This is a genomic window from Hydrogenophaga sedimenti (assembly GCF_051857515.1).
Taxonomy (GTDB): Bacteria; Pseudomonadota; Gammaproteobacteria; order Burkholderiales; family Burkholderiaceae_C; genus Hydrogenophaga.
On the sequence record NZ_JBPZHA010000008.1, the window covers coordinates 52,669 to 64,986 of the forward strand.

Here is a 12,318-nt window from a genome sequence, read left to right on the forward strand (position 1 = left end):
GATTCATCAAGCTGGGTTATGGTCCGCTCACATCCGCATGGCGGTACCAAGTCCCCTGTTGTCACGACTGGAGGTATCCACATGAGCAAACGCCTGTTGCAGCGCGCCGCGCCGGCGACCCCGGCCCTGGCCGAGTCGCGCCCAGGTGCGGAGCCGCGGCACAGCCCGGCGACCGACGCTCGGGTGTTCGTGCCGCCCGGGCTGCGGCAGGCGCCGGTGCTGGACCTGATGTGTTCGCACTTCGTGCTCACGCTGGCCGCGCGTCAGGGCCAGCGCTTCAATGTGCGGCGCGACCTCAACACCCTGCTGGCGCTGGCCGGCCGCCACCTGATCTGGCCAATGACGGTGCTCACGCGGCTGCGTGAATTTCTGGCCCGCCGCTGCAAGGACAACGAACTCTGGAGTGGCAACGACAAGCTCTCGACGGCGGCCTTCATGGAGCGCTACGGCGTCTGGCGGGGGCCGTACGAAGAAGGCACGCTGTTCTTCTATCTGGACGAATACGCCAAGGAGTCGCCCAAGGACCTGCTGTCGGTGCTGGCCGTGACCGGCGACTGGCTCAACCAGGCGCTCAAGAAGCAGTCCACGCTGGTGGAAAAGAACATCGACGCGCTGGCCAACCTGCTGCAGCTCAACCGCGCCGAACGCGCCCTGCTGCTGTACGGCACGCTGGCGCGCTACCAGCGCGACCTGCGCTCCATCCTGGTCGAGTTCAAGGTCAACAACGCGCCCGAGGCCTATGCGGCGATCGCCGACGTGGCCGGTGTCAAGGCCAGCGAAGTGGGCGAGGCGCTGCGCGCCGGCTCGCGGCTGGAGCGCATCGGCATGGTCGAGAACCTGATCTCCGAACACAACATCACCGACCTGGCCGACCTGATGAAGGTCAGCGAGAAGCTGCCGCCGGTGCTGATGCGCGAGTACCGCAACGAGAGCGAGCTGATGGCGGTGTTCACCCGCCCGGCCGCGCGCTCGGCGCTCACGCCCAGGGACTTCGACTACGTGGCCGACGATGTGCGCCTGCTCAGCGGTCTGCTGCGCGAGGCGGTGGCGCGCAAGGAGCCGGGTGTCAACATCCTGCTCTACGGCCCGCCCGGCACCGGCAAGACCGAGCTGGCGCGCGTGGTCGCGCAGGCCGCGGGGCTGGAGCTGTTCGAGGTCGAGTACGCCGACCGCGACGGCAATGCGCTCTCGGGCCGCGACCGCTACCGCTCGCTGCAGATCGCCCAGGTGTTCCTCAAGGGCACGGCGCATTCGGCGCTGCTGTTCGACGAGGTGGAGGATGTGTTCCCGCCGATCTCCAGCGAGGCGGCGCAGTTCCTGGCGCGCGCCGAGCAGGTGCCCGCCGCGCAGAGCCACAGCGTCAGCGGCAAGGCCTGGGTCAACCAGATCCTGGAATCCAACGCGGTGCCGACGGTCTGGGTCACCAACCGCATCGAGCAGATCGACCCGGCGTTCCGCCGCCGTTTCGCCTACCACCTCGAACTCAAGAGCCCACCGCCTGGCGCGCGCGAGCAGCTGGTGCGCAAGACGCTCGAAGGCGTGCCGGTGTCCGAAGCGCTGGTCGCGCGGCTGACGGCGCGCAAGGGCCTGACGCCGGCGCAGATCCGCACCGCGGTGCGCTTCGCGCACCTGGCGGCCGCGCCCGCCAGAACCCCCGGCCGCCGCAGGAAGGTCGACGCCGCCAGCGGGCCGTCGCTGGACGAACTGATCGAGCGCCAGCTGCGCAACGCCGATCTGGCGCTGGGCCGCGCGCCCGACGCCGGCATGCGCCCCGAGGTCACGCAGTACAGCCTGGACATGCTCAACGTCGAGTCGCGCTACGACATCGGCCGCATCATCGACGCGCTCAAGGCGCGCGGCCACGGCTGCCTGTGTTTCCACGGCGCGCCCGGCACCGGCAAGACCGCGCTGGCCGAACACATCGCCAAGTCGCTGGAGCGGCCGCTGATGATCCGCCGCGCCAGCGACCTGGTCAGCAAGTTCGTGGGCGAGACCGAGCAGCAGATGGCGGCCATGTTCCGCGAGGCCGAGGCCGAGAAGGCGGTGCTGCTGCTGGACGAGGCCGACAGCTTCCTGCAGGACCGGCGTGGCGCGCAGCGCACCTACGAGGTGACCGAGGTCAACGAGATGCTGCAGGGCATGGAGCGCTTCAACGGCATCTTTGTCTGCACCACCAACCTGATGGACGCGATCGACCAGGCGGCGCTGCGGCGCTTCACCTTCAAGATCCGGTTCAAGCCCCTGCTCAGGGAGCAGCGCGAACGCATGTTCGTGGTCGAGGCGCTGGGGGGCGACGAGGCGGCGATGACGGACGCAATCCGCTCGCGGCTGGCGAAGCTGGAGCAGCTGTGTCCCGGCGATTTCGCGGCGGTCAAGCGCCAGGTCGAGATCCTGGCCGAGACCCTGCCGCCGGAGGAATTCCTGGCCCAGCTCGAAGCCGAGCACCGCATCAAGCCCGAGGTCCGCGAAGCCCGCGGGATGGGCTTCGTTCATTAGGCCCACCCCCGCGCCGCGCCTGCGGCGCGTCACCCCCTCAAGGGGGCAATGCCTGCGGCCTGGCGGAGCCAGTTCCGCGGCATTCTGGACGCAGGCACTTCAGGCGAGAGCCAATTGCGCGAAGCGGGGCAGTACCGAGGCGGCCTCCGGCGTTGGCTTGAGTGCGGTGGCAATCTGTGCTGCGTCGAGGCCTTCGCTGGCCAGCGTGGGGCCCATGCCGTCGAGGTAGGCGCGCAGGGCTTCGTCGGAAAACTCCGGGTGGAACTGCACGCCCCAGGCGCGTTCGCCGACACGGAAAGCGTGGTGGGCTTCGTGGGCGCTGCCCGCGAGCAGCACCGCATCGGCGGGCAGGCTGCGCACCGATTGCCAGTGCACCGCCTGGGCGGGAAAGCGTTCGGGCAGGCCACCCAGCAGCGGGTCGCTTTCGGATGCGGGATGCCGCTCGACCGTCACCGTGCCGATCTCGACGCCGTCGGGGTGATGGGTCACTTCGCCGCCCAGTGCGTGGGCCAGCAGCTGGTGGCCGTAGCAGATGCCCAGCACCGGCGTGCCGGCCTCGACGGCGGCCTGCAGCCAGGGCACCAGCGCCTCGCTCCAGGGCTCGCGCTCGCTGACCATGCTGTGCGAACCCGTCAGCACCACGCCCGCGAACTGCCCGGGCGCGCCAGGCAGCCCATCGGTCCGGACGTCGTGGCTCTGCACGGTGGTGGCACCGCCATCGCGCAAGCCGGCCGCGATCCAGTCGTCGAAGTCGCCCAGGCGCTCGCGGATGTGCGCGTGGGTGGAGCCGGTCTTGAGGATGAGCAGGGGCAGGGCAGACATGCCGTGATTCTAGAAAGCCGCTGTCGCGCCTGCTGACGCAGGGGCACTCCCTGCAGCCGGCCCCTGGAAATGGCGAAGCCGCCCGCACCCGGAGGCGCGTGGCGGCTTCTTTGGCCGGGCCGGTCCCGGTCAGTGCAACAGGGCCATGGGACCCGAAGGCAGCTCCTCCGGGTCGTGGTCGGGGTGGTGTTCGACGAAGAAGCGCAGCTTGTGGTCCAGCCGGCTGACTCGGACGTTCGCTTCGGATTCGCAGTAGTGCTTGGAAATCAGGTTGAACATCTTGCCGCGCAGGAACCAGAGGTCCTGCGGCGTGCGGCAGGCGATCAGGGCGGCGTGCAGGCGCGTGCGCAGCGGGTCCTGGATGTCGGACATCGCGTCTTCGAACTCGCTGACGAGAAAGTCCATCTCAAGCACCTGGGTGTCGTGGTAATGCTCGCGCTTGGCTTTGTTGAACCAGGGCAGCTTGAAGAACATGGAAGTCTCCCGAAGAGGGTCTCAGAGGGGCGCTGGCAAGGTCTTTGCCGGCTTCCCCCATCACTTCGGCGCACCCCCCCGGCCCTTAAGTAGGAATCCCGGAAAAAATGCGTCCCGTCCGACAGACGGTCATTCAGAAATCCACGCCTCAGTCGATGGTTTTCGACCGCCGGGCCTGCTTCAATCGAAAGCACTCACCACGCGCAGCACCTCGGCGCCGTAGGCCTCGCGCTTTTTCTGGCCGATGCCGGAAATTCCGTCCAGATCGGCCATCGAGCGCGGCTTCTGGGCCGCGATCGCGCGCAGCGTGGCGTCGTGGAAGATCACGAAGGCCGGCAGGTTGTGTTCGCGCGCCACCTCGGCGCGCCAGGCCTTGAGCGCGTCCAGGCACTCGCGTTCGGACAGCGACAGCGGCTGGCCGTCCGGCGCCGTTGCCGTCGCCGTGCTCTTGCCGCGGCTGCGCGACGTGCGCCCGCTCTTGCCTTCGCTGACCTGGCGCAGCCAGACCTGCGTCTCGCCCTTGAGGATGGGGCGCGCGCCGTCGGTCAGGTGCAGGGTGTTGTAGGGCGCGTCGTCGACCCGCACCGCCTCGCGCGCGATCAGCTGGCGCAGCAGCGCGCGCCACTGGCTCTCGCTGAGGTCGGCGCCGATGCCGAAGGTGCTGAGCTTGTCGTGCCCGTACTGCGTGATCTTGTCGGTCACCTTGCCGCGCAGGATGTCCATCAGGTGTCCCGCGCCGAAGGCCGTGCCGCTGGCCTGCTGCACGCGGTAGATGCACGAGAGCATCTTGCGCGCCGCTTCGGTCGCATCGTGCAGCTCCGGCGGATGCAGGCAGTTGTCGCAGTTGCCGCAGGGCTGGCTGGCTTCGCCGAAGTACGACAGCAGCCGCACGCGCCGGCAGTCGCTGGCCTCGGCCAGCGCCAGCAGCGCGTCCAGCTTGCCGCGCAGCACCTGCTTGAACTCGTCGCCCGCCGGGCTCTCGTCGATCATGCGGCGCTGGTTCACCACGTCCTGCAGGCCATAGACCATCCAGGCGTCGGCCGCCTCGCCGTCGCGGCCGGCGCGGCCGGTCTCCTGGTAGTAGCCCTCGATGTTCTTGGGCATGTCCAGGTGGGCCACGAAGCGCACGTCCGGCTTGTCGATGCCCATCCCGAAGGCGATGGTGGCCACCATGATCAGCCCCTCTTCGCGCAGGAAGCGGTCCTGGTGCTTCTGGCGCAGCGCCGAGTCCAGGCCCGCGTGGTAGGGCAGGGCGTTCAGGCCGTGGTCGCACAGCAGCGCGGCGACTTCTTCCACCCGCTTGCGCGACTGGCAGTAGACGATGCCGGCGTCGTGGCCCTGGCCGTTCATGTGCTCGTCGCGGATGAAGCGCAGCAGCTGCTGCGTGCCGTCCTTCTTCTCGACGATGCTGTAGCGGATGTTGGGCCGGTCGAAGCTGCTGACGAAGCGTTGCGCGTCCTGCAACTGCAGGTGCGTCACGATGTCTTCGCGCGTCAGGTCGTCGGCCGTGGCGGTCAGGGCGACGCGCGGCACGCTGGCGTAGCGCTCGTGCAGCACCACCAGGGCGCGGTATTCGGGCCGGAAGTCGTGGCCCCACTGGCTCACGCAGTGCGCCTCGTCGATGGCGAACAGGCTCAGCAGCCCGCGCTCGTGCAGCGAATCGAGCAGCGCCAGGAAGCGCGGCGTGGTCAGCCGCTCGGGCGCGGCGTACAGCATGGTGATCTCGCCCTTGAGCAGGCGGCGCTCGATCTGCTGCGCCTCGTCGGGCGTCAGGCTGGAGTTGAGGAAGGCCGCGTCGACGCCGGCCTCCAGCAGCGCACCCACCTGGTCGTGCATCAGCGCGATCAGCGGCGAGACCACGATGGACACCCCGTGGCCGGCGCGCTGGCGCACGATGGCCGGGATCTGGTAACACAGCGACTTGCCGCCGCCGGTGGGCATGAGCACCAGTGCGTCGCCGCCCTCGCTGACGTGGGTGACGATGCCGGCCTGCGGGCCGCGGAACGCGTCATAGCCGAACACCGCCTGCAGCACTTCGGCGCAGGCTTCGAGCGTTTCGCCTTCGGCCGAGATATCAATCATGGCCCGTATTGTCGCCAATGGCCGGCGCGGCCCCTTCCGGCTAGCATGATTGGCGTCCACCACCCACAGGAGACCAGCATGAGCGCCACCCCCGCACCCCATGTCATCGGCCACGGTCCGCGCAAGGTCATCGCGCTGCACGGCTGGTTCGGCCACGCCCGCGGCTGGGGACCGTACGCGCAGCACATCAACACCAACGACTACAGCGTGGCCTTCCTGGACTACCGCGGCTACGGCCAGCGGCGCGGCAGCGGCGGCCCCTACACCATGGCCCAGATCGCGCAGGACACGCTGGCGCTGGCCGACCAGCTTGGCTGGGAGCGTTTTGCGCTGATCGGCCACTCGATGGGCGGCATGGCGATCCAGCACGTGCTGGCCGATGCGCCTGCGCGGGTGCAGGCGCTGGTGGGGGTGACGCCGGTGCCGGCGGGCGGTGTGCCGTTCGACGAGGCCGGCTGGGCCTTTTTCTCCAGCGCCGCGCGCGAGCCGGCGGCCCGGCGCGGCATCATCGACCTGACCACCGGCAACCGGCTGACCGGCACCTGGCTCGATGCCATGGTGCAAAACTCGCTGGCAACCTCCGATGTCGAGGCCTTCGACGCCTACCTCACGGCCTGGGCGAAGACCGACTTCCTCGACCGGGTCAAAGGCAAGACCACGCCCGTGCTCGTGATCGCGGGGCAGCACGACCCGGCGCTGGGTGAAGCGACCTGTCGCGCGACCTGGATGGCGCACTACCCGAACGCCGAACTGCAGGTCATGGCCAACGCCGGCCACTACCCGATGGAAGAAACCCCGGTCGCATTGGCCACGGCGATCGAGAGCTTTCTCGGCGCCCACCTGTGAAGCGTGCGGGCGGGAAATAAAATCACCGGATGAACACCCCCGCCTACACCCGCGCCCAGGCGCTGCCCGAGATCCTGAAGCACCGCATCGCCATCCTCGATGGCGCCATGGGCACCATGATCCAGCGCTTCAAGCTCGGCGAGGAACAGTACCGCGGCGAACGCTTCAAGGACTTCCACAAGGACGTCAAGGGCAACAACGAGCTGCTGAGCCTGACCCGCCCGGACGTGATCCGCGACATTCACGAGGGTTACCTCGCGGCCGGCGCCGACCTGATCGAGACCAACACCTTCGGCGCCACCACCATCGCGCAGGACGACTACGACATGGCGCACCTGGCGCGCGAGATGAACGTGGCCTCGGCCCGCATCGCCCGCGAAGCCTGCGACAAGTTCTCCACGCCCGACAAGCCGCGCTTCGTGGCCGGCGCCCTCGGCCCGACACCCAAGACCGCCAGCATCAGCCCCGACGTGAACGACGCCGGCGCCCGCAACGTGACGTTTGAACAGCTGCGCGCCGCCTACCTGGAACAGGTCGAAGGCCTGGTCGAGGGTGGCGCCGACGTGCTGCTGGTCGAGACCATCTTCGACACGCTCAACGCCAAGGCGGCGCTGTTCGCCATCGACCAGTTCTTCGAGCAGAGCGGCCAGCGCCTGCCGGTGATGATCAGCGGCACCGTGACCGACGCGTCCGGCCGCATCCTCAGCGGCCAGACGGTCACGGCCTTCTGGGCCAGCGTGCGCCACATCCAGCCGCTGTCGATCGGCCTGAACTGCGCGCTCGGCGCCACGCTGATGCGCCCCTACATCCAGGAACTGGCCAAGGTCGCGGGCGACACCTTCATCAGCTGCTACCCCAACGCCGGCCTGCCCAACCCCATGAGCGACACCGGCTTCGACGAGACGCCGGAGGTCACCAGCCGCCTGGTGCGCGAGTTCGCGGCCGAGGGCCTGGTGAACATCGTCGGCGGCTGCTGCGGCACCACGCCGCAGCACATCGGCGCGATCCACGACGCGGTGGCAACCCAGGCGCCGCGGACGGTGGGCCGACAGGTCTTCTACCGGGAAGCGGAACCGGCTTGATCGCGAAAACCTGATCGACAGCATGCCGTTGTCAGTCAGCGGCTGAAAGTCCTTCAGTTTCCGGGGCCAACCCGGGCCAGCCACAATCGCGCTTCCCATCAAGGGGAGTAACCCATCCGCCACCGGGCAAGCAGCCCGGCCCGGCGGACGGGGGTTCCGTCAGTACGCGGCCTGCCCAGGCAGACCGCCGGAATCCCCGGGTCGGGCGCCACGCCCGGCTTCGGCCAGACCTTGGAGGGTGTTCTTCGTTTCGATCAACACCGTCCGTTCCGAAAGGTCTGTTTTCCATGGAAACCATCGCCCCCCTGTGGCTCTGGCTCGTGTTCGCCGGCTTCGTGCTGGCGTCGCTGTTCGTCGACTTCGTCGTGCTCAGGAAGCAGGGCGCCCATGCCGTGGGCGTGCCGGAGGCGCTGCGCTGGTCGGTGATCTGGGTGGCGCTGAGCTTCGTCTTCAACGGCCTGCTGTGGTGGGCGGTCCGGGACACGACCGGGTCGACCGCGCTGGCCAACGAGAAGTCGCTGGAATTCCTCACCGGCTACCTGATCGAGAAGAGCCTGGCGGTGGACAACATCTTCGTCTTCCTGCTGATCTTCACCTACTTCGCGGTGCCGGCGGCCTACCAGAAGCGGGTGCTGATGATCGGCATCGTGGGCGCCATCGTGCTGCGCACGGTGATGATCCTGCTCGGTGGCTGGCTGCTGGCCCAGTTCCACTGGATCCTCTATCTGTTCGGCGCCTTCCTGATCCTGACCGGCGTGAAGATGTGGTGGGCCGCGGGCAAGGAGTCCGACCTCAACGACAACCCGGCCCTGAAGCTGCTGCGCAAGCTCATGCCGGTCAGCCAGCACTACGACGGCGAGAAGTTCTGGACGGTCGAGAACGGCAAGCGCATCGCCACCCCGCTGCTGATGGTGATCGCCATGGTGGGCCTGACCGACGTGATCTTCGCGGTGGACTCGATCCCGGCCATCTTCGCCATCACCGGCGACCCGTTCATCGTGCTGACCAGCAACGTGTTCGCCATCCTGGGGCTGCGCGCGATGTTCTTCCTGCTGCAGGCCGCGGCCAGCCGCTTCCACCTGCTGAACTACGGTCTGGCCCTGATCCTAGTGTTCATCGGCAGCAAGATGGTGCTGATCGACGTGTACAAGATCCCGGTGGGGGTGTCGCTGGGCGTGGTGATCGGCATCCTGGCCGTGACCATGGTCTGGAGTTCCAGGACCGCACCGGCATCCTGAGCCGCGGGGATCGAGGGCCGCAACTGGCCCTCAATCCCCCGCCTGATCGGCCGATACCGGATAGGTAGAAAGCACCAGACTGGTGCCTTCCCGGTCGAATCCTTCAGGGGGTTGTGTTCATGCACTACTGGTTCCAGCGTTGGTCCATCGTGGCCAAGTTGCGTTTCATGGCCTTGCTGGGCATCGGCTCGCTGCTGGCGATGGCGGTCTGGCAGGGCCACGACGCCTATCAGCGCGGGTATGAAACGCGCCAGCGGGCCACCCGCCACACGGTCGAGGTGGCGCACGGCATCCTGGTCTGGGCGCACGGGCAGGAAACGGCGGGCCGCATGGACCGCGCCGCGGCCCAGGCGCTGGCCAAGGGCATGATTTCCCGGCTGCGTTACGAAGGCGGCGAGTATTTCTGGATCAACGACATGCAGCCGCGTGTCGTGATGCACCCGATCAAGCCCGAACTCGACGGCAAGGACGTCACCGGCACCAAAGACCCGAACGGCCTGCCGCTGTTCGTGGCCTTCGTCGACAAGGTCAAGGCGGAGAAGGAAGGTTTCGTGCCCTACCTCTGGCCCAAGCCGGGGCAGGAAAAACCGGTCGAGAAGCTGTCGTTCGTGAAGGGCTTCGAGCCCTGGGGCTGGGTGATCGGCTCGGGCATCTACGTCGACGACCTGAACGCCGAGCTGATGCAGTACATCCGGCGCCTGGCGGCGGTCGTGGCCATCGCGGTGCTGCTGACCCTGGCGCTCACGCGCAGCATCACGCGCTCCATCGTCAAGGGGCTGAACAAGGCCAACCGCGTCGCGCGTGCCATCGCCCAGGGCGACATCAGCCAGGAGATCAAGGTGCGCAGCGGCCACGACGAGGTGGGCCAGCTGATGACCTCGATGGCCGACATGACCGTCAACCTGCGGCGCATGGTCGGCATGGTGCAGGAGTCGGCGCACAGCATGGAAAACGCGGCCTCGGAAATCGCTGCCGGCAACCAGGACCTGTCGGGCCGCACCGAGCAGACCGCCTCGAACCTGGAGCAGACGGCCGCAGCCATGGCCGAGATCAACGACACGGTGACGCGCAATGCCGCGGCGGCCAACCAGGCCGGCGAGATCTCGCACACCGCGGCGCTCACCGCGCAGGACGGGCGCCAGGTGGTGGCCGAGGTGGTCACGACCATGGAGCGCATCACCGATTCCTCGCGCCGCATCGCCGACATCACCGGCGTGATCGACGGCATCGCCTTCCAGACCAACATCCTGGCGCTCAACGCGGCGGTCGAGGCGGCCCGCGCGGGCGAACACGGCCGCGGTTTCGCGGTGGTGGCGGCCGAGGTGCGCACGCTGGCGACCCGCTCGGCCGAAGCCGCGCGCGAGATCAAGGGGCTGATCGGCGAATCGGTCGACCGCATCGACGCGGGCGGCGCCCTGGTCGGCCGCGCCGGTCAGGCCATGCACGACATCGTGGCCTCGGTGCAGCGCGTCAACGAACTGGTGGGCACCATGCGCCAGGCCAACCAGGAGCAGGCGACCGGGGTGGGCGAGGTCAATCTCGCGGTGGCCAACCTCGACCAGATGACGCAGCAGAACTCGGCGCTGGTCGAGCAGTCGGCGGCGGCGGCCGCGAGCCTGCGCGACCAGGCCAAGCACCTGCTGGAAGCGGTGCAGGTGTTCAAGCTCACCGCGACCTGAGGCGGCGCGCGGGCGGTGCCTACTTGTGCTTGTCCGGCGTCGGCATCAGGACGTCGATCTCCTGCTGCAGGGTGCGCACCAGCTTGGCGTGCACCTGCAGCTTGATGCTGGCTTCGCGCAGCCGTTCGGCCAGGCGCAGCGCGATCGCGGTCATGAGCTTGGCGCCGGTCGCGGGCTGCTCGGCGATCAGGGCGACCAGCGCGTCGCGGGTCAGCACGGCGCAGGAGACATCGGTGCTCGCCGTGCAGGTGGCCGAGCGGGCTTCGCCGTCGACCAGGGCCATCTCGCCGATCAGGCTGCCGGGGCCGAGCACGCTGAGCGTGACCGGGCCGGTGCGGCTGGCCTGCTGCGACTCGACCGTCACCTCGCCGTTGAGCACCAGCACCATGAAACCGGTGTCGCCGGTTTCGCCCTGGCGGATCAGGGTGGTGCCCGACGAGAAGCGGCGGGGCCGCATGAAACCGACCACCGCCAGGGCGTCTTCTTCGTTCAGCTGGGCCAGCGCGGTCGGCGCGCGCAGCCAGAGCGCGGCGTCGTGCGCGGCCGAAGAGCCGGCCACGGCCGCCAGCCGCTCGCTGGGCAGGCGCGACTCGGGCGCGTCTTCGGGGCGCCCGGAAAACAGTTTGTCGAACAGGGACATTCGCGCATTGTGACGCGGGATGGCGCGCCGCGCCGTGACCAATCTCACTCGCGCGGCGTCCGGATGCGTGCCCTGCACGGGCGGCGCATCAACCGGGCAGCGGAATCCACTCGGCGTGATCGTCGGGCGGCAACGCGAAGCGGCCTTCGGCCCAGTCCTGCTTGGCCTGTTCGATGCGCTCCTTGCGCGAGGACACGAAGTTCCAGAACATGTGGCGCTCGCCCAGCGGCTCGCCGCCGAACAGCATCAGCGTGGCATCGCTGCGGACGGTGACCGAGGCCGGCTCGTCGCCGGTGAACACCAGCAGCTGGCCCGGGGCGTACACCTGGCCGGCGTGCCAGACCTCGCCGCGGGCGACATACACCGCCTGTTCGGGGTGGCCCACCGGCAGCGGCAGCGTGCTGCCCGCCGGGCATTGCGCGTGCAGCGCGAACAGCGGCGAATGGGTGCGCACCGGGCTGCTCAGGCCGTAGGCGCGGCCTGCGAACACGCGCAGCCAGACACCGTCGCGCTTCATGGTGGGCAGCACCGCCTGTTCGTAGTGGGTGAAGGCCGGTTCGCACTCTTCGTCGGCCTCGGGCAGCGCGACCCAGAACTGCATCAGCTCCAGCCCGCCGCCGGCGAACGACTCGGGGTGGGTGAAGCGCTCGGAGTGGCTGATGCCGCGGCCGGCGGTCATCCAGTTCACGTCGCCGGGGCGGATATCCTGCCGGATGCCCAGGCTGTCGCGGTGGGTGATCTGGCCGCTGAGCAGGTAGCTCACGGTCGAGAGGCCGATGTGCGGGTGCGGCCGCACATCGGCGGCGCGCACGTGTTCGGGCGCCAGCGTCACCGGGCCGGCGTGGTCGAGGAAGACGAAGGGCCCGACGTGGCGCCGCTTCGCGTAGGGCAGCACGCGCCGCACCGTCAGGCCGTGGCCCAGGTCGCCCGCGCGGGCGTTGATCACCATTTCCAGCATG

Annotated in this window: 10 protein-coding genes; 5 read left to right on the plus strand and 5 right to left on the minus strand. The window is 68.8% G+C overall.

What is annotated here, in order from left to right:
- Positions 1 to 81 precede the first annotated feature (81 nt).
- Positions 82 to 2,496 (plus strand): ATP-binding protein, encoded by a 2,415-nt coding sequence (locus ACS5NL_RS14105; protein WP_439354492.1) that lies wholly within the window; start codon positions 82 to 84, stop codon positions 2,494 to 2,496.
- 99 nt (positions 2,497 to 2,595) lie between these two features.
- Here the strand turns inward: ACS5NL_RS14105 and ACS5NL_RS14110 are convergent, their stop codons facing one another.
- The 3 genes from ACS5NL_RS14110 to recQ form a co-directional block, all read right to left on the minus strand.
- Positions 2,596 to 3,318, minus strand: a complete 723-nt coding sequence (locus ACS5NL_RS14110; protein ID WP_439354493.1) for a glutamine amidotransferase — start codon at positions 3,316 to 3,318, stop codon at positions 2,596 to 2,598.
- A gap of 129 nt (positions 3,319 to 3,447) precedes the next feature.
- Complete coding sequence (locus ACS5NL_RS14115; RefSeq protein WP_439354494.1) at positions 3,448 to 3,792, minus strand: hypothetical protein; 345 nt, start codon at positions 3,790 to 3,792, stop codon at positions 3,448 to 3,450.
- Between the two features lie 180 nt (positions 3,793 to 3,972).
- Positions 3,973 to 5,874 carry a DNA helicase RecQ gene (gene recQ / locus ACS5NL_RS14120; RefSeq protein WP_439354495.1) on the minus strand — a complete coding sequence of 634 codons (1,902 nt, stop codon included), beginning with the start codon at positions 5,872 to 5,874 and terminating at the stop codon, positions 3,973 to 3,975.
- Between the two features lie 78 nt (positions 5,875 to 5,952).
- Between recQ and ACS5NL_RS14125 the strand changes: the two genes are divergently transcribed.
- The 4 genes from ACS5NL_RS14125 to ACS5NL_RS14140 all read left to right on the plus strand — a co-directional run bounded on the left by ACS5NL_RS14125 (position 5,953) and on the right by ACS5NL_RS14140 (position 10,719).
- Positions 5,953 to 6,720: an alpha/beta fold hydrolase gene (locus tag ACS5NL_RS14125; protein ID WP_439354496.1), complete on the plus strand. Its 768-nt coding sequence runs from the start codon at positions 5,953 to 5,955 to the stop codon at positions 6,718 to 6,720.
- 29 nt (positions 6,721 to 6,749) lie between these two features.
- Complete coding sequence (locus ACS5NL_RS14130) at positions 6,750 to 7,802, plus strand: homocysteine S-methyltransferase family protein (protein ID WP_439354497.1); 1,053 nt, start codon at positions 6,750 to 6,752, stop codon at positions 7,800 to 7,802.
- A 287-nt stretch (positions 7,803 to 8,089) separates the two neighbouring features.
- Positions 8,090 to 9,040 carry a TerC family protein gene (locus ACS5NL_RS14135; RefSeq protein WP_439354498.1) on the plus strand — a complete coding sequence of 317 codons (951 nt, stop codon included), beginning with the start codon at positions 8,090 to 8,092 and terminating at the stop codon, positions 9,038 to 9,040.
- Positions 9,041 to 9,159: 119 nt separating this feature from the next.
- Positions 9,160 to 10,719, plus strand: coding sequence for a methyl-accepting chemotaxis protein (locus ACS5NL_RS14140; protein WP_439354499.1), 1,560 nt, complete (start codon positions 9,160 to 9,162; stop codon positions 10,717 to 10,719).
- 19 nt (positions 10,720 to 10,738) lie between these two features.
- On the opposite strand, the gene ACS5NL_RS14145 is transcribed toward ACS5NL_RS14140, so the two are convergent.
- Complete coding sequence (locus ACS5NL_RS14145) at positions 10,739 to 11,359, minus strand: cyclic nucleotide-binding domain-containing protein (protein ID WP_439354500.1); 621 nt, start codon at positions 11,357 to 11,359, stop codon at positions 10,739 to 10,741.
- An 88-nt stretch (positions 11,360 to 11,447) separates the two neighbouring features.
- The gene (locus ACS5NL_RS14150) at positions 11,448 to 12,317 is read right to left on the minus strand and encodes a pirin family protein (RefSeq protein WP_439354501.1); all 870 of its coding nucleotides are present in this window, start codon (positions 12,315 to 12,317) and stop codon (positions 11,448 to 11,450) included.
- Position 12,318: the final 1 nt, after the last annotated feature.

What these genes read in the sequence shown, in the direction of transcription:
- ACS5NL_RS14105 (WP_439354492.1), top strand. Translation starts at nt 82, where the DNA reads ATGAGCAAACGCCTGTTGCAGCGCGCCGCGCCGGCGACCCCGGCCCTG.
- ACS5NL_RS14110 (WP_439354493.1), bottom strand. Translation starts at nt 3,318, where the DNA reads ATGTCTGCCCTGCCCCTGCTCATCCTCAAGACCGGCTCCACCCACGCG.
- ACS5NL_RS14115 (WP_439354494.1), bottom strand. Translation starts at nt 3,792, where the DNA reads ATGTTCTTCAAGCTGCCCTGGTTCAACAAAGCCAAGCGCGAGCATTAC.
- recQ (WP_439354495.1), bottom strand. Translation starts at nt 5,874, where the DNA reads ATGATTGATATCTCGGCCGAAGGCGAAACGCTCGAAGCCTGCGCCGAA.
- ACS5NL_RS14125 (WP_439354496.1), top strand. Translation starts at nt 5,953, where the DNA reads ATGAGCGCCACCCCCGCACCCCATGTCATCGGCCACGGTCCGCGCAAG.
- ACS5NL_RS14130 (WP_439354497.1), top strand. Translation starts at nt 6,750, where the DNA reads ATGAACACCCCCGCCTACACCCGCGCCCAGGCGCTGCCCGAGATCCTG.
- ACS5NL_RS14135 (WP_439354498.1), top strand. Translation starts at nt 8,090, where the DNA reads ATGGAAACCATCGCCCCCCTGTGGCTCTGGCTCGTGTTCGCCGGCTTC.
- ACS5NL_RS14140 (WP_439354499.1), top strand. Translation starts at nt 9,160, where the DNA reads ATGCACTACTGGTTCCAGCGTTGGTCCATCGTGGCCAAGTTGCGTTTC.
- ACS5NL_RS14145 (WP_439354500.1), bottom strand. Translation starts at nt 11,359, where the DNA reads ATGTCCCTGTTCGACAAACTGTTTTCCGGGCGCCCCGAAGACGCGCCC.
- ACS5NL_RS14150 (WP_439354501.1), bottom strand. Translation starts at nt 12,317, where the DNA reads ATGCTGGAAATGGTGATCAACGCCCGCGCGGGCGACCTGGGCCACGGC.